The organism is Chromobacterium subtsugae (genome assembly GCF_001676875.1).
GTDB classification, from domain to species: Bacteria; Pseudomonadota; Gammaproteobacteria; order Burkholderiales; family Chromobacteriaceae; genus Chromobacterium; species Chromobacterium subtsugae.
This window is the reverse complement of record NZ_JYKA01000003.1, coordinates 217,271-237,052: the sequence shown is the minus strand read 5'-3', so window position 1 is coordinate 237,052 and position 19,782 is coordinate 217,271. Positions and strand designations below refer to the sequence as shown.

16 protein-coding genes are annotated in these 19,782 nt (G+C 61.0%); 6 read left to right on the top strand and 10 right to left on the bottom strand.

The genetic code is table 11. From position 1 onward, the window contains the following. Nucleotides 1-5: 5 nt before the first annotated feature. Together MY55_RS05070 and MY55_RS05065 are read right to left on the bottom strand one after the other, a co-directional pair. On the bottom strand, nt 6-1,382 hold the full coding sequence (locus MY55_RS05070) for an ABC transporter permease (protein WP_065202051.1): 1,377 nt from the start codon (nt 1,380-1,382) through the stop codon (nt 6-8). Further along, on the bottom strand, nt 1,379-2,080 hold the full coding sequence (locus MY55_RS05065; RefSeq protein ID WP_047238043.1) for an ABC transporter ATP-binding protein: 702 nt from the start codon (nt 2,078-2,080) through the stop codon (nt 1,379-1,381). The genes MY55_RS05070 and MY55_RS05065 overlap by 4 nt, the downstream gene beginning before the upstream one ends. A 185-nt stretch (nt 2,081-2,265) precedes the next feature. Here MY55_RS05065 and ppk2 point away from each other — a divergent pair, with 185 nt between their 5' ends. Further along, the gene (gene ppk2, locus MY55_RS05060; RefSeq protein ID WP_047238044.1) at nt 2,266-3,282 is read left to right on the top strand and encodes a polyphosphate kinase 2; all 1,017 of its coding nucleotides are present in this window, start codon (nt 2,266-2,268) and stop codon (nt 3,280-3,282) included. Nucleotides 3,283-3,497: 215 nt separating this feature from the next. Continuing rightward, nucleotides 3,498-5,579, top strand: coding sequence for a methyl-accepting chemotaxis protein (locus MY55_RS05055; RefSeq protein WP_065202050.1), 2,082 nt, complete (start codon nt 3,498-3,500; stop codon nt 5,577-5,579). A 58-nt stretch (nt 5,580-5,637) separates the two neighbouring features. On the opposite strand, the gene MY55_RS05050 is transcribed toward MY55_RS05055, so the two are convergent. After that, on the bottom strand, nt 5,638-6,246 hold the full coding sequence (locus tag MY55_RS05050) for a LysE family translocator (protein WP_043577863.1): 609 nt from the start codon (nt 6,244-6,246) through the stop codon (nt 5,638-5,640). 126 nt (nt 6,247-6,372) lie between these two features. On the opposite strand from MY55_RS05050, the gene MY55_RS05045 reads away from it, so the two are divergent. From MY55_RS05045 to MY55_RS05030, 4 genes are all read left to right on the top strand, one after another. Further along, on the top strand, nt 6,373-6,816 hold the full coding sequence (locus tag MY55_RS05045; protein ID WP_047244487.1) for an Lrp/AsnC family transcriptional regulator: 444 nt from the start codon (nt 6,373-6,375) through the stop codon (nt 6,814-6,816). Between the two features lie 720 nt (nt 6,817-7,536). Beyond that, nucleotides 7,537-8,139, top strand: coding sequence for a LysE family translocator (locus MY55_RS05040; protein ID WP_065202049.1), 603 nt, complete (start codon nt 7,537-7,539; stop codon nt 8,137-8,139). A gap of 46 nt (nt 8,140-8,185) precedes the next feature. Next, complete coding sequence (locus MY55_RS05035) at nt 8,186-9,031, top strand: glutamate racemase (RefSeq protein ID WP_047244489.1); 846 nt, start codon at nt 8,186-8,188, stop codon at nt 9,029-9,031. Nucleotides 9,032-9,132: 101 nt separating this feature from the next. Beyond that, the gene (locus MY55_RS05030; protein WP_043577874.1) at nt 9,133-9,744 is read left to right on the top strand and encodes a glutathione S-transferase family protein; all 612 of its coding nucleotides are present in this window, start codon (nt 9,133-9,135) and stop codon (nt 9,742-9,744) included. A gap of 110 nt (nt 9,745-9,854) precedes the next feature. Here MY55_RS05030 and MY55_RS05025 read toward each other — a convergent pair whose 3' ends face one another. The 7 genes from MY55_RS05025 to MY55_RS05000 form a co-directional block, all read right to left on the bottom strand. Next, nucleotides 9,855-11,771, bottom strand: coding sequence for a chorismate-binding protein (locus MY55_RS05025; RefSeq protein ID WP_167595286.1), 1,917 nt, complete (start codon nt 11,769-11,771; stop codon nt 9,855-9,857). Nucleotides 11,772-11,886: 115 nt separating this feature from the next. Further along, nucleotides 11,887-12,600: a glutamine amidotransferase gene (locus MY55_RS22525; RefSeq protein WP_076098018.1), complete on the bottom strand. Its 714-nt coding sequence runs from the start codon at nt 12,598-12,600 to the stop codon at nt 11,887-11,889. Nucleotides 12,601-12,615: 15 nt separating this feature from the next. Next, a complete protein-coding gene (locus MY55_RS22520) occupies nt 12,616-13,794 on the bottom strand; it encodes a 4-hydroxybenzoate 3-monooxygenase (protein ID WP_047238307.1) in 1,179 nt (392 codons plus the stop codon). Between the two features lie 151 nt (nt 13,795-13,945). Continuing rightward, on the bottom strand, nt 13,946-14,329 hold the full coding sequence (locus MY55_RS22515; protein WP_076098019.1) for a c-type cytochrome: 384 nt from the start codon (nt 14,327-14,329) through the stop codon (nt 13,946-13,948). Nucleotides 14,330-15,355: 1,026 nt separating this feature from the next. Then, entirely contained in the window at nt 15,356-17,206 is a 1,851-nt protein-coding gene (asnB, locus tag MY55_RS05010; RefSeq protein WP_047238308.1) for an asparagine synthase (glutamine-hydrolyzing), read from the bottom strand. Nucleotides 17,207-17,408: 202 nt separating this feature from the next. After that, nucleotides 17,409-18,623 (bottom strand): phospholipase D-like domain-containing protein, encoded by a 1,215-nt coding sequence (locus MY55_RS05005; RefSeq protein ID WP_047238309.1) that lies wholly within the window; start codon nt 18,621-18,623, stop codon nt 17,409-17,411. 116 nt (nt 18,624-18,739) lie between these two features. Continuing rightward, complete coding sequence (locus tag MY55_RS05000; protein WP_065202046.1) at nt 18,740-19,777, bottom strand: hypothetical protein; 1,038 nt, start codon at nt 19,775-19,777, stop codon at nt 18,740-18,742. Nucleotides 19,778-19,782 lie beyond the last annotated feature (5 nt).

The window sequence follows — 19,782 nt, the reverse complement described above, 5'->3', positions numbered from 1 at the left end:
TCTCCTCAGGCGTGGCGCAGGGCGTCCACGATCACCGCGCGCGCGGCGCGACGCGCCGGCCACCAGGCCGATATCGTCGCCATCAGCATCAGGCCCAGCGCGGTGGCCAGCATCATGCCGGTTTCGCCCCACAGCCTCACTAGAATGGGAGACGGGTCCACCTGCCCCGGCGGCAGCCAAGTCAAGCCGGCGTGGTTGATCAGCTGGGCCAGCAGCAATGCCAGCGCGATGCCGGCCGCGCTGCCCAACATGCCCAGCATCACCCCTTCGCACAGGAACAGCCGCTGGATCCCGCCGCGGCGCAGGCCCATCGCCCGCAGCGTGCCGATTTCCACCGTGCGCTCCAGCACCACCATATTCATGGTGTTGGCGATGGTGAACAGCGCCACGCAGCCGATCAAAATGGACAGAAAACCGAAGATGGTGCCGAACATGCCGGTGATCTGGCCGTATTGCGGCTGCAGCGTGGCGAAGTCGTAAGCGGCCAGCGGCTGGTCCTTCAAGCTGGTGGCGAACAGCTGCCGCAGCCGCGCCTGCGCCGCCGGAATCTGGCGGGTGTGTTGCAGCTGCAGCGCGATGGCGGTGACGCGCGGCTCGCCGCCGCCGTAAACCAGCCGCTGCGCGGCGGACAGATGCATGCTGACGAACATGTCATCCAGCTCCTTCACGCCCATGCTCTGCGCCTTCACCACGGTCAGCCGCGCCACATTGGGCGCGCCGGCGGCGGTAGCCGCCAACAGTTCGATGCGATTGTCGGCCGCCGCCTGCGGCGCGGCGTCGGACAGCGCCTGCAGGTCCGCCGGCATCGCCGTGCCGCCGCTTTCAGCCTTGGCCGGCGCGGCGCAGCCCTTCACTTTCAGCGCGTCGCACAATTGCAACACCCGCGCCACGCCCACGCCTATCACCGCGGCGTCCGGCGCGCTGCCGGTGAGGGCGACGGTTTTGGGCTTGTCGCCGAAATGGTAGTCGTCCCAGCGCCGCATCAGGTTCTGCCCCGTCACTTCGCTGCCCTGGGCGATGACGGTGCGCGAGGCCCCGGCGGCGTAATGGCCGGCGATGCCGCCCAACGATAACGTCGGCGTCGCCGCGATCAGCATAGGCTTCAGCACCGGGTCGTTCTCCACCACCCGCATCACGCGGCGGTAGTCGCGGATGCCGTAGGCCGCCGGATTGCCGTTGCCGTAGAGGAAGTAGTCGCGGTGCTGGATCTGCAAATGGCCGCCGCCGCGGACGAAGCTGGTTTGCAGGCCGTATTGCACGGTGCGGTTGTAGCCGCCGAACAGCAGCAGCGCCACCACGCCCACCACCATGGTGCCCAGCGTGGCCAGCGTGCGGCGGCGGTTGCGCAGCAGATTGCGCCAGGCCAGTTTCAGGGTATTCATGCCGGCTCCTTGCGGGAGATGGCGGGCGCGTGGCTGACGCGGCCGTCGCGCACCTGGTAATGGTCGTCGGCGGCGGCGATCACCTGAGGATCATGCGAGGAAAACACCACCGTCAACTGATATTGCTGCTGCAGTCCGCGCAGCAGCGCCAGGATGCTGGCGCCGGTCTGGCTGTCGAGGTTGGCGGTCGGCTCGTCCGCCAGCACCAGCGACGGCCGGTGCGCCAGCGCGCGCGCTATCGCCACCCGCTGGCGCTGGCCGCCGGACAACTGGCCGGGGCGGTTGCCGGCTTTGTCGGCCAGGCCCACCGCGTCCAGCATGGCCAGCGCGCGCGCCTTGCGCTCGGCGGCCGGCACCTTGGCCAGCAGCAGCGGATACTCGACGTTTTCATACGCCGACAGCACCGGCAGCAGATTGAAATTCTGGAAAATGAAGCCGATATGGCGGGCGCGGAAATCGCTGAGCGCATCGTCGCCCAGCCGGGCGATGTCCTGCCCCGCCACCAGGATTTCGCCGCTGTCGGGCTGGTCCACCCCGCCGATCAGATTCAGCAACGTGGTCTTGCCGCTGCCCGACGGCCCGGACAGCACGGTGAAGCAGGCCGGTCTCACCGCCAGCTCGACATCCTGCAGCGCCGGCACCGTCACCTGGTCCAGCCGGTAATGCTTGCGCACCTGGCGCATCTGCACTGACCACATCGACTCTCTCCCTGAATGAAAACCACGCCGCCACTGTAAACCAGCCGGCATGCCCACGTGCTGTTTTGCGACGAAACGGCGCCAGGCGGCGCGAAGCGCGCCTGGCCGTCGCCGGCCGCATCGACACCCCGCCCATGCCGGCGTAGGATAAATACCATGCCAAGACCATGGATTAAGGTGAAGCGATGACGCAGCGACAAGATCCCCCCGACTCCCAGGAACCCGCCGCCGGCGACGCGCCCGCCGCTGCGGCCAAGCCGCGCCGCCAGTCGGCGCGCAGCCGCAACGTGGCGCGCGCGCACGACGAATCGGTGCACATCATCCAGGAAACCAGCCAGCAGCCGGTGGCGCTGCAGGTGGCGCTGGCGCCGCACGGCAGCGACGAGGACAGCGGCAGCGCCGAGCTGCCGGCCAGCTACCCTTACAGCAGCCGCATGCGCCGCGCCGAATACGAAAGGCTGAAACAGGAGCTGCAGATCGAGCTGTTGAAAGTGCAAAGCTGGGTCAAGGAAAGCGGACAAAAGATCGTGATCCTGTTCGAAGGCCGCGACGCCGCCGGCAAGGGCGGCACCATCAAGCGCTATATGGAGCACCTGAATCCGCGCGGCGCGCGGGTGGTGGCGCTGGAAAAGCCCAGCGACCAGGAACGCGGCCAATGGTACTTCCAGCGCTACATCGCCCACCTGCCCAGCGCCGGCGAGATCGTGTTCTTCGACCGCTCCTGGTACAACCGTGCCGGGGTGGAGCGGGTGATGGGCTTCTGCAACGCCCACCAGTACCTGGAATTCATGCGCCAGACGCCGCAACTGGAGCGGATGCTGGTCAACAGCGGCATCAAACTGTTCAAGTTCTGGTTTTCGGTCAGCCGCGAGGAGCAGCTGCGCCGCTTCATCTCGCGCCGCGACGACCCGCTCAAGCACTGGAAGCTGTCGCCGATCGACATCCAGTCGCTGGACAAGTGGGACGACTACACCGCCGCCAAGCAGGCGATGTTCTTCCACACCCACACCGGCGACGCGCCGTGGACGGTGGTGAAGTCCGACGACAAGAAGCGCGCCCGGCTGGGCTGCATCCGCCACTTTCTGTCGCGGCTGGACTATCCCGGCAAAGACCCGCGCGTGGCGCGCGCGCCCGATCCGCTGATCGTCGGCGAGCCTGGCGACATGTCCTATCAGGAGGAACAGGACGTCTTGACCTTCTGACGCGCCGCTCCCGGCCATGTCCGATCGTCCGGGCATGGCCGCCCGTTTTTCGCCCAGCCCCTTCTCGCCGCCTCGTCCTACCCGCTCCGCCACTGCCGCAGGTCATTGCCTGCGCGGGCGGGATGCCGGTATATTCGTTTTAAATACGAATTTATACGTATTAGTCCGGTTTCGTGCAGCACTCGAATCAACCAGCAGCCTCGCAGGTAATCGCCATGAGTCACGCGCAGCAACAATGGGGACGCCTCAGTACCCGCATCATCCTGGTGGCGGCCGGCGCCATAACGGTCGCCTTCGCCGCCATGATCGCCCTGATCGCCCATCTCAACTACAAGTCCGCCATCGACACCGGCTACCAGCTGGCCTCGGAGCAGGCCGGCAGCTACGCCAAGGACGCGGAAAACACCCTCAGCCAAGGCTTTCTGCTGCCGCGCCACCTGGCCGACGCCGTCGTCGGCATCAAGCGCGGCGGCAAGGCCGACCGCAAGCAGACCGACAACATCATCCTGCAGATGCTGGACCACGCGCCGCAGTCGATAGGACTGTGGATGCTGTGGGAACCCAACGCCTTCGACGGCGACGACAACCCCTACCGGCTGGATTGGCCGCGCCACGACCCCACCGGCCGCTACCAGCCCTACATCACCCGCAACGCGCAAGGCAAGGCGCAGATGGACGTGATGATGTCTGCTGACCGCATCAAGGACTTCCCCAAGTTCAAGGACCATCCGCAAACCTATCAGCCCGACTATGAAAAGCCGGGCTGGGGCGATTTCTACTACGTGCCCAAACAGCGCGGCCGCGACACCATCACCGAGCCCTACCCCTATGAAGTGCAGGGCAAGAAGGTGCTGGAAAGCTCGCTGGCGGTGGTGATGAAGGACGATGCCGGCAAGATGCTGGGCGTTTCCGCCACCGACGTGGCGCTGGACCAGCTGCAGAAGTCCTTCGGCCAGATCCGCCTGTACCAGACCGGCTACATCCGCATCCTGTCCGAAGGCGGCGTCTACGTGGTCCACCCGCAGGCGGATCAGCTGGGCAAAAACGTAGGCAAGGACGACGCGCTGGCCGGCCATCTGGCCGACATCAAGAAAGGCGAGGATTTCGTCTACGAAGACGGCGGCTTCACTCACTTCTTCCACCCCATCGCGATCGGCGACACCGGCCAGTTCTGGACGCTGGGCATCAGCGTCCCCACCGCCGCCCTCACCGACGGCGCCCGCCGCGAAATGCTCACCGCCATCGCCATCGGCGCGGTGGCGCTGGCGCTGATCCTGCTGCTGCTGGCCATCGTCATCCGCACCCAGACCCGCCCGCTGCAGCACCTGGCCGAAACCATGGAGCAGCTGGCCAGCGGCGGCGGCGACCTCACCAGCCGCATCGCCATCGCCAACCGCGACGAAATCGGCCGCACCGCCAGCGCCTTCAACCGCCTGCTGGACAGCCTGCGCGACATGTTCGTCAATGTGCGCGAGCAAAGCCGCCAGGTTTCCGACGCCGCCGCGCGGCTCAGCCACTCGGCCGGCCAGGTGCACGACGCCTCCGCCCAGCAGTCCGACGCCGCCACCGCCAGCGCCGCCAGCGTCGAACAGGTGACGGTGGGCGCGCAGCACATCGCCAGCACCGCGCAGCAAGCCGGCGACATCGCGCGCGAAACCGGCGCGATGACCGAGCAGAGCGTGGCCAAGGTCAACCGCGTCACCAGCGAGATTCAGCGCATGACCGACAGCATGCACGAGCTGGCGGAACGGATGAGCGGCCTGGGAGAGCGCTCCAACGAAGTCACCACCATTGTCGGCGTGATCAAGGACATCGCCGACCAGACCAATCTGCTGGCGCTGAACGCCGCGATAGAAGCGGCGCGCGCCGGCGAACTGGGCCGCGGCTTCGCGGTGGTGGCCGACGAGGTGCGCAACCTGGCTGGCCGCACCGCCGAGGCCACCGTCCAGATCACCCGCATCGTCGAGGCCATCAGCAGCGAAACCCGCCAGGCGGTCGGCGACGTGCAGCGCAGCAGCCAGCAGGTGGATCTGAGCGTCGGCATCGCAGAAGAAGCCAACCAGGCGATGCGCGAAGTGCAGGGCTACAACCAGCAGCTGGTGACCAGCATCGTCGACATCGCCGCCGCCACCCGCGAGCAATCCAGCGCCAGCCTGGAAATCGCGCAGAACGTCGAGCGCATCAGCAGCATGGCGCAGAACAACAACCAGGTGGTGAGCGAGGTCAGCCAGGCGGTGAAGCAGCTGCGCGAGCTGTCCGGCGGACTGGAGCAACTGGTCAGCCACTTCAAGCTATAAGCGCGCCTTCTCCCTGCCCCAGGCCCGGCTTGTCCGGGCCTTTTTCTCGCCCGCCCGCTCAGCCGCCCGCCGCGCGCCAGGCCAGCAAGACGGCGAAACCGAGCAAGAGCAGACCGCAGCCTGCGTCCAGCAAGCGGCGGCCGCGCGCGCCCAGCCGCGCCAGCAAGGCGCCGCCGCCATAGGCCAATATCAGCCACCACGCGGCGGAGCCGCAAAACACCCCGGCGACAATGGCCAGCTGCTGCGCGCCGCTGGCGGCCAGGCCGCCTGACAAGCCGGCCGCCACCGCGGCGAAGGACAGGATGGTCATCGGATTGCTCAGCGTCAGCAATAGCGCGCCGGCGTAAGCGCGCCGCAGCCCGACGCGGCCTTCTTCCCGCACCGCCGGCTGGCTTTCCGGCCGCCTGAGCGTGGCCACGCCCAGCCACGCCAACAGCAGGCAGCCGCCCCAAGCCAGCGGCCGCGCCAGCGCTCCGGCCAGATGCAGCGCCGCGCCGCTGCCGGCGACGCCGGCCATTGCGAACAGGCCATCGGCGCTGGCCGCCCCCAGGCCGGTGGCCAGGCCCAGCCGCGGCCCGCCGCGCAGAGTGCGGCTGACGCACAACAAACCTATCGGCCCCATCGGCGCCGCAATCGCCAAGCCTATCAAAGCCGCCTGCCAGAACATGTTCGTCCTCCCCTTAATCCATGCTCATAGTGTGCCGCCCCGCCGCGCGACTGCCCATGCGGTTTTTTCGCCTAGACGCTATGCTGGCTTTTAAATCTGAGGCAAAACGGCAGAAGGAGTTTACGAATGGAAGTAGACGCAAAATCCTGGGCTATCCTGGCCGCGCTGCAGGACAACGCCCGCCAGTCGCTGACCGAACTGGCGCAGGCGGTGGGCCTGTCGGTGCCCGCGGTATCGGAAAGAGTGAAGCGGCTGGAAGAAGCCGGGGTGATAGGCGGCTACCACGCCCGTGTGGCGCCGTTACGCGCCGGCTACGCGCTATCGGCATGGGTGGGCATCACCGTGCCGCAACCAGACAAGAAGACGCTGCTGGCTCGGCTGGAAGCGATGCCGGAAGTGATGGAATGCCACCACGTCACCGGCGTCGACTCCTACGTGTTCCGCCTGCTGGCGCGCGACGTCGGCCACCTGGAGCAACTGGTGTCCCAGCTCAACGACCTGGGCGAAACCCGCACCTCCATCATCCTGTCCACGCCGCTGCAGGGCCGTCCGGTGCGGCCGCCGCGCTAGCGGTGGCTGCGACTGCGGTTTGGCAAGCGATAAGCCTGACAGACAAGCCCCGGTAGCGTCCCCCGCTTTACCCGCCGCGTTATCCGCCGGTCGCGCAGCCGCGCCCTTATTCCCGTCCTTGCCGCCTTCTGCCCAAGGATGGGAAAGCGCTCGGGATCGCGGCGCCATTCCATATCGCGCAAGATGGTCTCGGGCCTCCCGCCGTCAGAAGTCGCGCTCAACCCGCCGCGGCAAGGCGCGCAGCACAACAGCCATCCTGAATGCGCCCCCGCGCCTCAACGCTCGCCCGCTGATCCGCCAATCTGCGACTCCTCCTGAAAAAGGAGCCGAGGCCGTGAGGTGGCGCGCCGGCGCTACAGGCAATGGATCCCCCACGGACTCTTATACTATTGTTGTATGCATATATATTTAATTATGATAATGTCTTTTAGGTGGATGCAGTGCCCGCGCAACGCCGCTGTCAACGGCCACCCCAAGCAGCTGGCGCGTTGCCGCCCCCAGGACCAAGAGACCAAATGAGGGGCAAGGCTGCCAAAACGCCAGGGCTGGCTTGGCGCTCATTCAGTGACTGAATGCGGCAACTCACTGAGTCCATGCCTCCACCGGCTGCTGTACCGACTTTGTGAATGCGTGCAGAGTAACTAGGCCTCTCCCCTGATGAATGATTTCAACCAGTTCGGAATCATCTGGGATTCGACAGCTATACAAGGATAGCGCAGTATGGATTTTCAACTTTGGATGTTGTTTTGCGTCGTATTTCTCTCGGCAGCCATCCTACCCGGTCCGAATGTCGCCTTCTCTATGGCGCAAGCTCTTGATAATGGTTTTAAACAATCCTTTCCCGGCGCCATTGGTTTTGGTCTGGCAAGCGGGGGCCACGCCGTCATTGTCCTCTCAGGCCTAGGCATACTTGTCAAGAATAATCCTGGCATCTTCTTCTGGCTCAAATGGATAGGGGTTGCTTACCTACTCTACCTTGCATTGAAATCGCTACGCTCGCGCTCCCAAATTGCGGTTGCAAGCTCAAGCAAGCGCACACCTTTTCAGATGTTTACCGGCGCCGTCATTGTCTCATTCACGAACCCCAAAGGGATATTGACCAATATAATACTGTTCCCGACATTCATAAATAACAATATATCATACGCGCCGCAGTGCATTGCATTAGTGGCAACAGCGATCTTCATTTCCACATCGGTATACGCGCTATACATGTTAATGGCTCGCCATGCGGCGAAAATATTCAAGACAAAACGTCAAATGAGCCTAGTCACGGGCATTTTATATATTGGCGTCGCCATTGCGATAGCAACCACGATATAGCTCATCGCAACAGTTTAACAACACGAGCAGATAAGCGAGGCTGGCTTTGATTGGCGTATTTGATTTCGGCAGCGGCGGCTTGACGGTGATGCGCGCGTTTGAATCCGTTTTGCCCAATGAGAAGTTCGTCTATTTAGGCGACCACGGAAACCCACCCTATGGCAATAGCTCAGCAGATGCTATCTATGACTTGACACAAGCGGCTCTTGCCCGCCTTTTTGAGCATGGTTGCTCACTGGTGGTGATCGCTTGCAATACTGCAGTGGCCACCAGCCTCCGAAAGATTCAGCAGACATGGCTGCCCCAAGCGTACCCAGGTCGGCGCGCGGTCGGAGTTGTCGTACCCACTGTCGAGGAGATCATCGCCACTCCTTGGGATTGGAAATTCGACAGCACGCGCGCTCATCCCCATCGCCCGGTCAAGAGCGTTGCGATATTCGCGACGCAGCACACCGTGCAATCCAATATCTTCACGGCGGAAATCAACAGCAGAAACCCCGGCATAAACGTGCGCCAACAAGCATGCAATGGTCTTGCCCTGCTCATCGAACAAGCCGCGCCTGAAGCCGTGCTGCGGGCAGAAATTCGGAAAAACATCAACGCGCTATTTAATGCCAACCAGGAAGTTCCAGACGTTTGCGTACTGGCTTGCACACATTACCCGATAGTAGAGCATATATGGCGAACAGAACTGCCGGATTCCATGCGCATCATCTCTCAGCCGGACGCTTGCGCCCAGAGCCTGCTTGAGTACTTAAAAAGAAACCCGCATTTTTCCAGCACCAGAATCGGAGACAACCAATTCCTTACGACAGGTGATGCTGAAACCGTTTCGGAACGCGCCTCTTTATTCTACAACTCAAAGGTTGAATTTTCTAAAATCGACATGTAGTTAATTACGTAATCGTATTCATGTAACACTCGTTCTTCTTTACCTTCGACTCCAAATGGGTCGACTGGAAAAGCGAACGATTAAAACCTCAGGGGGAATTGATGAAACTTGTTGGCATGATGGGATCACCCTATGTTCGGCGCGTGGCAATTTCGTTGCGCTTGATGGGTTTAGAGCATGAGCACCGGCAAATCTCGGTATTTCGCAATGTGGATGAGTTCCGCGCCATCAATCCGGCGGTCAAGGCGCCGACGCTGATCTGCGATGACGGCGAAATGATCATGGATTCGTCGATGATCATTGACTATCTGGAATCACGGGTCGACCCCTCCCGCAGTTTGATGCCAAAAGACTCGAAACAACACAGAAAGGTGCTGTCGCTGATCGGACTTGGCCTCACGGTTTGCGAAAAAGCCGTTCAACTCGAATATGAGCACAACAAGCCCGGCGAATATCAATATGCTCCTTGGCTAAGCCGCATAACCGAACAATTGCATGCCGCGCTGGCGCTTCTGGAAGAAGCCGCGGCCCAAGCAAACCCTTGGCTTGCCACCGCGCAGCTGTCTCAGGCCGATGTCACCGTGGCCGCGGCTTGGCGTTTCACCCAATTCAGGGTATCCCACTTGGTGGATGTCCAAACCTATACCGCGCTTGCAGCCTATGCCGACCAAGTCGAACTGTTGCCTGAGTTTGTCGATACCCCGCTAAAGTGAAAGCCGCCCTGCCCCCAGCCTTGGGGGCAGGTTTTCATTGCATAAGCGGGCGGAGATTTCGACTTGCAAGCCTGGGGCTAAGCGCTGAGCGCTCACGTCCCAGGCTCAGATCACAGAACGGCATCGCCGATCAAAACCGGCCTTTCCCTGTCTTCAAACTGACGCGTCAGCAAGAGCCGGCTCAATATCTTCCGCGTCAGCTCGAAACCGTGAGGTGTAAGAATCGATTCGGGATGGAATTGCACGCTGAAGAACCGCTCGCCTTGCAACGCATGTATCTCGCGCGATTCCTCATCGCTCGCCACCCTGACTTGCTCGAGCGTTTGCGTAGCCAATCCGACGTAAGTATTGTAGAAACCCACTCGCTGCTGAGTCCCGAACAAATCAATCACTTGCTGCGTGCCTTGCAAGGGAACCGCCTTGGTGATCACGGGAAAGCCAAGGATGTCGCACAGAATCTGATGAGACAGGCAAACACAAAGCATCGCTTGCCCACTCTCCAAGCGGGCGGCGATTATATTGCGCAAGCGCATCATCTTGCCATCCTGGCTATCCAGAGGGTTGCCTGGGCCGGGTCCCGCCACCAACAGATCGCTCTGATGAAGCTGAGGGTTGTAGTCGGCGAAGGAAACCAAGCTCACCTGCATCTCAAGCTGCTCCAGCAGACGCTTGAGCATCACCGAAAAATCATCCTCCGCATCCACGATGGTGACGGATTTTCCGCGCAACGATGGCTCCGTTCCGAAGTCCGCGTCTTGCGATTCGAACCAGAAGCGGGATAGATACGCGTTCCTGGACTGCAGCAGTCTTTGAATCTGCTCATGATCCATCTTGTCCAACAAGCGCTCGGGAGGTGCCGGACTCTTGCCTGCATTGCGGACCGCGTTGAACAAACCTGCAATCTTGGTTTCCGTTTCCCACACCTCATGCATCGGATTGGAGCCGCGAACCAAGGTGGCGCCCACCCGGGCTACCGCCTTGCCTGCCCGGTCTATTTGAAGCGTGCGGATGAGAATCGGCGCATCCAGCGTCGCGCTGCCATCCTTATTGCGGCCGACCAGGGCGATCGTGGCGCCGTAATAACCTCTGGATTGCTTCTCGTATCGGTGGATGACGCGAAATGCGCTCAGCACCGGACTGCCGGTGACCGTCGGCGCAAACATGGAGCGACGCAGCAGATCGATGATCGACTTGTCCGTCTTGCCTACCAACAGATATTCGGTATGAATCAGGCGGGACATTTCCTTGAGCATGGGGCCGATCACCGAGCCGCCTTGATCGCAAATCTCGCTCATTATCTTGAGTTCTTCGTCGCAAACCATGAAGAGCTCGAAAATTTCTTTCTCGTCCTGAAGGAATTCCAGAAAATCCTTCTCGCTTTCCGCCACCTCATATGCGCTATTTTTACGATAGGTGCCACTGATGGGATTCATCATGACCTCGCCGCACGAAGCCGAAATATGTCGTTCGGGAGATGCGCCAAGATAATAATGCTCTCCATCATAGAAAGCGAAAGTCCAGTAAGCGCCGAACTCATTCAGAAGCAGTGAACGGAAAATACTGAGAATGCCACTCAGCTCAGCATTGCCGATGTGAGCGACGCATTCCCGTGCGATGACGAAATTTGCGCCTTGCCCCGTCCCGATTTCACAGTTGATGATATTTCTGATGATGGCTTCGTATTCAGCCTGATCGGTAGTGAACGATATATTTGAAATGTCCACCTGTTCATTGGGTAGCATCTCGACAAACTGGCTGAGCGGGAAATATTGCGAATTCTCGATTTGCAGAGAAACGATAGGCTCCCCATCATCATGCACAGGAAAGCCACGTTCTCGGGCTTGAGCAAATGGAATCAGGTTGACTGAATCGAAAGTATGGCTATCGGCTAGCCCAGACTTCATGGGAATATCCGCCAAATGGCGAAACCTCTCTACCTTTCCTGTGCATGCAAGTACTGTTGGTTCATTTTTGCGACGCATCAAAAAAAAGCATTCATCTTCTTGAAACGGAAAGGTGGTGGTCATAATCATTCCTAGCCGACATATTTGATGAAAATATGAGTCTGATTGGTTTTTATAATTTTTATACCAGCAATTTAGCGATGATATTGCGCATCAGTCCCTATACAGTCGCGCGGCTTCAAGCTGGCGATGCTATCCACTTTGGCAGAAACGCGCTGATCCAGGCCGCAACGGCTGAATCGTATTGATGCCAATCAGTCAAGTGCTCGCATGCGGGCTTCGCACCAGGCGCTTTGAGCCGCTCGGTTCCACGCGACGACCAGCGATCAATCGTCTCATAAGTCACTTCTGGGTGAAATTGCAAGGCGTAGGCATTATGCCCATATCGATATGCCTGAATTGGAAAGGTTGAGCCTTCGGCCAGAAGCGTAGCGCCTGTCGGCAAGTCAAACCCTTCGCTATGCCATTGATAGACATAGTCCGGAAAGGGGGCACATGCGTCTTCGGTTATCCTGTGCGCCGCCGGCAACGGCGCTATCGGATAATAACCAGCCTCAATTCCTCCATTATCAAGCTGATATACTCGCTCCCCCAGATGCCGCGTCAGCATTTGCGCACCCAGACAAATGCCAAGCAACGGCTTCCCTTCACTCAACGGCTTATCCAGCCAATTGATTTCTTCACGAATATACGCATCGCTATCATTTGCGCTCATCGGACCACCGAAAATTACCGCACCATCGTGCTCCCGCATATTCTGCGGGAGAAGATCTCCAAATCGTGGCCTGCGGATATCAAGCTCGAATCCCAGTTGACGCAACAGCAAACCAACTCGGCCAGGCGTGGAGTGCTCTTGATGCAAGACAATCAGAATTTTTCGTGTTTGATCCATGGCGCAATTCTATATTTAAATCGACGCGGCGAATGGCGGATTGCCAACCCATAGTTCAGCGAAACTCTGCGCGGCTGGCCCAGAGCCAAGCACCCTATCCAGCTCTGCTATCTGCAGACGTCTATGAAAATGAGAGTTGTCATCGAAACGATGCAACAACATGGCCATCCAATGGGAAAACTGTACATCCCGCCATATCTGCTTCAATGCGATATCAGAGTAAGACAACAAAAGATCTTCCTTGCCTTTGCCATAGTGCTGCTCAAAAGCGCGGGCCAAAATATTCGCATCGGAAACCGCGAGATTCAGCCCTTTCGCAGCAGAAGGAGGAACGATATGCGCGGCATCTCCAGCCAGAAACAGCCTGCCTTTTTGCATTTTCTCAGCAACAAAGCTTCTAAGTTGCACAATGCTTTTCTCAATGATTGCCCCGCCATTCACCTTCTCAGGCCTGCCTTCCAACCGTAATTGCAAAAGATCCCAGATTCTCGAACCAGACCACTCATTGGGGTCTTCGTCTGGCGAGCACTGCAAGTAGATTCTTGACACATTCGGCGATCGCATCGTAAATAATGCAAGCCCTGTCTCGTGACTGGAAAAAATGACGTCCGGCGAAATCGGCGACATTTCAGCCAGAACAGCAAGCCAAGTAAACGGGTAGTTGTACGAAAACTGGGTGAGAGAGTCTGAGATATGCGGTCGACAAATACCGTGGAAGCCATCGCAACCGACGATAAAATCACACTCTAGCGTCTGCTGCTCACCGCCATGCGAAAATGAAACATATGGCGAAAATCCGTCAGTATCATGAATCTGAACATCTGCAGCGTCAAACAGCAGTGGAAATTCCGTCTTCAAGCGCGCGGCAATCAGGTCCTTGATAATTTCTTGCTGCCCATAAATAGTCACCGTGCGCCCAGTTAGCGCTTGAAAATTCAACTCACGCGTCGAGCCTTCATAATGAAACTGCAGCGTAGAATGTACCATTCCTTCAGAATGAATTCTCGCGCCAACACCGCTTTCGGTAAGAATCTGGACCGTGGCAGGAGTAATCTGGCCTGCGCGGCTTCGGCCTTCCACATAATCTCTAGAGCGATTCTCAATCACTACGTTGCTTATATTTGCCAAAGAAAGAAGCTGCCCCAGCATTAACCCCGCAGGCCCCGCACCTATGATTGCAACCTTTGTCCGCATGAGCTTATCAACCTAAGTTAGAAAATTTGTAGAACCTTCTGCAAACACTACTGACCATGCCAAATATCCAATTAACTCTTCGCTGAATAATTTACTTGCAACCATCCACATGACGGCTCTTCGCGTTACGCTTCAATCACTTGATTTAAAATCATCGACTTTTTAAAATAACGCCACTCATATACTGATTCAAATCACGCAAATCTTTAATTCTCCAAGCAAACGGCGACAGTCTCACACCATTCTCTTGCAAGGTTTTTGGAATTAGATCACCATTGGGCCGAAGTATCACAGATGACACGATAACCCCCGGGTAGGCTGCTAATCTTCTCTTGAAGGCTGGCGTTGTAATATCGGGTGTCGGTGGATTGCTTTTATTAGCCAACGGCCCCGTCCCCTTAAGATCAGACCCATGGCACATTGCGCATCGCTGCGAATATAGGTTTCTGCCATTGTCATTATCCGCCAAGGACCATTGCGATGAAATAATCGCCATCAATCCTAACAATACGCTGAGTATTTTTTTGCTTTTCATATCATATTTTTCATAAAACAGATCAGTATCGAGAACAGCGCGCAGCAGCCATGCCTGTCACTCTCTTCGCCTCCGACAATACCCGAGCGCAATCCACACTCAGGCACACCGCGCGCTCAAGAATGTAAGCAAAATATAGGAATAGATTGAATCTATGGAGCAGACTGCTGACGCAATGCATGAGGGCAATGTCAGCCAGTCGTTTTCCTGGCCACTTAGCTGGCATCTGTTTACTGCCGCCACCTCCCGCGCGTCGGTCGGGCTTGCTGTCAGAGGCCGGTTCCGTCGGGAAGGCATTGCCGGCGAAATTCGTTCGGATTCCACTCACCGCAATTGGCAAATACATTATCATAATTAAATATATATGCATACTACAATAGTATAAGCCAGTATGACAACAACCTGGACTGTTGCATCCTACTGCCTATCCCCAAGTGAACGCGTCACGCCCCTCCCCAGACAAGCATCCCAGCCACACGCGAGCAACAAGACTCAATTGATCCGATACTCGCCAATCGGAATTCGACACAACACCCAAGCCATTGCTATTCCGAATGAAGCCTAAGCTTGCCCGTTGCAACCAACCGCCGCTGGCATGGCGTTCTGATGCCGCTTTCCATCCAGGCCGATCCCAGTCCGGCGGCTGGCATGCGCCGAAGACCGATGCCTGAAGCAGCGGAAATCTGCGCGGATGCCCATCGCCACGCAGTTTGCGCCTGGGCGATATTGCAGAACTCAGGATCCACGGCTTGCCGTTGGCGACGCGCAAAGCCTTTCGACGCAGACCAGCCGAGCCTTGCCTTGCGCCGCATGGGCAACGGGAATGGGGGCGGCATGCGCGATCGTCCGCCAAGCGGCGGGCAGTCAGGCCTGGGAGGCATGAGAACAGACCGACAAAATGAAGATTTGCGCCGCGGCGCGGGAGGCCTATGGCGCCAAGGCGGGGCTCTGCGCTTGGGATGGCAGCCAGCCCCCTTCTCTTGGGAATGGCCACGCCGGGCGACATCGCCCGGCGTGGCCGCGGCCTTATAAATCCAGCACCACCCGATGGTGCCGCAGCCACTCGTTCAGCCCCAGCGCCATTTCCAGTCCGGCGCGCTCCGGCGCGGAGCTGGTCTTGCCGAACGGCCGGTCCAGCAGCTTCCACGCCGCGGCCCGGTCCAGCAGCGGCAGCGCCGGCGCGGCGGCGTCGTCCAGCACCCGCGCCAGGCCCTGGCGCAGCGCCTGCTCATATGCCGGATCCTGGGTGGCCGGATACGGGCTCTTGACGCGCTGAACGATGGAGTCCGGCAGTACATCCTTGCCGGCGGCGCGCAGCAGGCTCTTTTCGCGGCCGTCGAAATTCTTCATCCGCCACGGCGCGTTGAACACATATTCCACCAGCCGGTGGTCGCAAAACGGCACCCTCACCTCCAGCCCTACCGCCATGCTCATCCGGTCCTTGCGGTCCAACAGCCCCTGCACGAAGCGGGTCAGATGCATGTGGCTGATTTCGCGCATGCGCTTTTCCTTGGCGTCGTCCGAGGCCAGGGTCGGCACCTCGGCCAGCGCCTGCGCGTAGCTGTCGCGGCGGAAGCCCGCCATGTCCAGCTGCCGCAGCAAATCCGGCGATACCAGCGACTGGCCGTCGAAGAAGGAGGCGGTGGCGCCGGACAGCCAGGGAAAGGTGTCGGCCGCCACCGCGGCGGCGTCGTGGAACCAGCGGTAGCCGCCGAACACCTCGTCGGCCGACTCGCCGGACAGCGCCACCGTGGACTGGGCGCGGATCGCCTCGAACAGCTTGTACAGCGACGGCAGCATGTCGCCCCAGTAGGCCGGCGGCAAATCCTGCGCGCCCAGCACCGCCGCGCGCAACGCCGGATCGGCCAGATCACGGCTTTCCAGCAGAATTTCCTGGTGATCGGTGCCGGCATGGGCGGCCAAGTCGCGCACGAAGGGGGCATCCGGCGAGCTGCGCAGGTAGTCGGAGGCGAACTCCACCCCATGCTTGATGAAATCCACCGAGAACGAACGCACCTTGCCCTTGCCTTGCCGGGCGGTGCTGCACGCCGCCAGCGCGGTGATGATGGAAGAGTCCAGTCCGCCGGACAGCAAGGTGCACAGGGGCACGTCGGCGACGATCTGGCGTTCGACGATGTCGTCCAGCAACTCGCGCACGGTGCGGATGGTGGCGGGCAGGTCGTCGCCGTGCTCGCGCGCCTCCAGTTTCCAGTAGCGGTGCTTGCGCAGGCCGGCGCGGTCCACGGTGACTGTCTGTCCCGGCCGCACTTCGCGCATGCCATCGAACACCGCCGCCTCCGGCGTCTTCACCAGATCCAGCATCTCGCGCAGCCCTTCCGCCTTCACCACGCGCTTCGCCTCCGGATGGGCGAGGATGGCCTTGGGTTCGGAGCCGAACAGCACGCCGTCGGGCAGCGGATAATAGTAGAGCGGCTTGACGCCCATGCGGTCGCGCACCAGCAGCAGCCGCTCGGCGCGCGCGTCCCAGATGGCGAAAGCGTACATGCCGTTCAGGCGCTCGGTCAGCGCCTCGCCCCATTGCAGATAGGCGCGCAGCACCACCTCGGTGTCGCTGCGGGTGCGGAAACCGTGGCCCAGCGCGATCAATTCGCGGCGCAGCTCCTGGAAGTTGTACACCTCGCCGGTATATACCAGACAGGCCAGCGTCTTGCCGTCCTCCTCCGCCAGCATCGGCTGGCTGCCGCCTTCCAGATCGATGATGGACAGGCGGCGGTGGCCCAGCGCCGCGTGGCGATCCAGCCATACGCCGCCGGCGTCCGGCCCGCGCAGCCGCATGGTGCGCGTCATATTGTCGATGACTTCGCGGTAATCCCTCACATTCCGCTCAAAGCTGATCCAACCTGCGATGCCGCACATTGTTCTCTCCTCCGTGGGTGGGATGCATGGCCGGCGGCCGCCGAGCCACAAATGACAATGTATTTTAGCGGCCGAGCAAGCCAGAGACGTCCCGCGCGGCGACAGACGCGCGGAACAGAGCGGATAAACTGGTAATAAGAATGGGAGCTTGACGTATTTTTGGCCATCCGCGCCGCAGGCGGACGGCCTCGCGGAATCTGGCTCAAGACGCCTGGCGGCAGGCCTTGTCCGGCGGGGTGTATGCCTTGCCGGGCTCGATGCTCCGCGCCAGCGGCGACGACCAGGTCTGCTCGTGCAAAGTGGCGATGCGCTGCGCCATCGCCGGATTGCGCAACACTACTTCCAGATTGCGCGACTTGTCCATATAGCCGCCGCTCCAGTTGCTGGTGCCCACCCAGGCGATCTGGCCGTCTATCGCCATGGTCTTGCTGTGGATGACGCGGGCGAACGGAATGCAGGCGCCGTCGCGCGGAATGGTCACATAGCGCACTTCCATGCCTGGCAAGGCCGCCAGGCTCCTCAGGTAGTCGACGCCCGGCTTTTCCAGGTTCCAGTCCGACACCATCAGCTTCACTTTGACGCCGCGCGCCAGCGCGCCGCGAATGGCGTTGTCGAACAGCGGGTAGTATTGCCGCGGCTTGCCGAAGCTGAGCGGCGCGTAGTCCAACAGCTGGATGCGCACCTCGCGTTTCGCCTCGGCCATCAGCCTGGGCAGCGCCTCCTCGGAATCGCCGACGCCGTCCGGGTTGTAGGCGTTGGGGCTGGCCAGCAGCGTCGCCGGCTGCGACAAGTCCGCCGCCTGCTCGGCCGCGCGCAGCGGCGCGACCTTGCCGCCGGTGGCCAGCGTCTCTTGCGCGGCCCAATCCTGTTCGAAGATGGCCTGCATGCGGCCGGCCATCGCCGCGTCGTCCACCTTGAGGCCGGTTTCATGGATGTGCTGGAGCGAGCGCCAGTCGAAATTCTGGCTGCCGACGTAAGCGGTTTTGCCGTCGGCCACGATGAACTTGGCGTGGATGATGCCGTTGCCGGTGAGCTGGCTGTAGTCGAGCTGGCGGTATTCCAGATTGGGAATGCGCTGCAGGCGGGCGATGGTGGCGGCCTCGCTGGCGAACATGCCCTTCTTTTCCATCAGAAAGCGTATCTTCACCCCACGCCGTCCCGCGGCTTCCAGCCGATCCATCACCTGGGTCAGCTTGCTGCCCGCCTGATCCGCCGCGTAAAACTGCTCCAGCACGATCTGCGTGCGGGCGGAGTCGAACAACTCGCTCCATACTACGGCCGGGTCGCGCAAATCCGGTGTGTCCAGCCCCGCATGCTGCGGCGCGGTATGCACCAGCTCGAATCCGGGAATGGTGAAATCGGCGCGGGCCAGCGTGGACGACAAAATCAGGGCCAGCGGCCAACAGCGGCTGCGCATGGCGGCCTCCTTCGCAAAATCGCTGATTATGACATCATCACATTAAGGAAGTATGAAGACGGCATGCCTGCCGGGCAAAAAAAAGCCGCCCCAGCGGAGCGGCCCGGCGTCGGCGCTCAGCGCAGCGACAACAGCGACAACACGCGGTAGCGGCTGATGCCCATCAAGGCCGGCAACAGCTGTTGCAGCTGGCCGAAGTCCCCTCCCTGATTGAGGCGGGCGTTGAAATCGCTGACGAAGCCGTCCGCCCAGCTGGGCTCATCCTGCCGCGCCAGCTGGCTGATGGACTGGCGCGCCTCGGCGATGGCGTTGCCTATGGTGGCCCGCGTCTGCTGCAGCTGGGCGATGGCGCGCAGCACGCCCTGCAGCGTTTGCCGCACTTGGGCGTGGTCGCCCACCTGCCACTGCGCCGGGGCCAGAGCCGGCGGCTCGGCATCCAGCGCCAGCGGCTGCGGCACCCCGCCGGGAAAACGCACGCCGCCGCCGCGCACCGCCAGGCTGTCGCGCAGCCGGCTCCAGTCGGCCTCGCTGCAGCTGAAGCCCAGCCGGCCATGGTTGTCCAGCTCGCAGCGCACGCTAGCCGGCCCCAAAGCCTGGTTCAGCCGCCGCAGCACTTCTTCGCGGCCGACGCCGTCGCCCACCCTCACCGCGCCGGCCGGCGCGCCGCCGCCGCCGGAAAACACCAGGGTTTCCGGCTGGCCCTGGCTCAGGCTGTCCAGGTCCAGGCCGCGCGCGGAGAACAGCTGGCGCGACGGCGCGCCCAAGCTGAGCCGCAGTTGGCCGTCCAAGCTGCCGGCGCTATCGTCCTGCCGCTGCAACCAGCTTTGCTGCAGTTGATCGCGCTGCGCGGCCAGGCCGTCATCGTCCACCCGCCGCTGGGTGAGCTGCAGGCTGAGATTGCCCTTGAAATCCTCCAGCTGGCGCAGCATGTCGTCGACGAAGCCCTGCGCGCACTGGGCGGCGGTGAGCTGTTCGTTGAGCTGGGTGCTGTAGCGCCAGCCCGCCGCCGCGGAGGCCGACGGCTGGGCGCTGGCCAGCGCGGGGCGGCCGCCGCCGGCGACGGCGCGGCTGGCGGCCGGCGCGATGGCCGCGCCGTCCTTGCCCCAGCGCTTGTCCGCGCCGGCATGCTTGATCGAGCTGAGCGTGCTGGACATGGCTG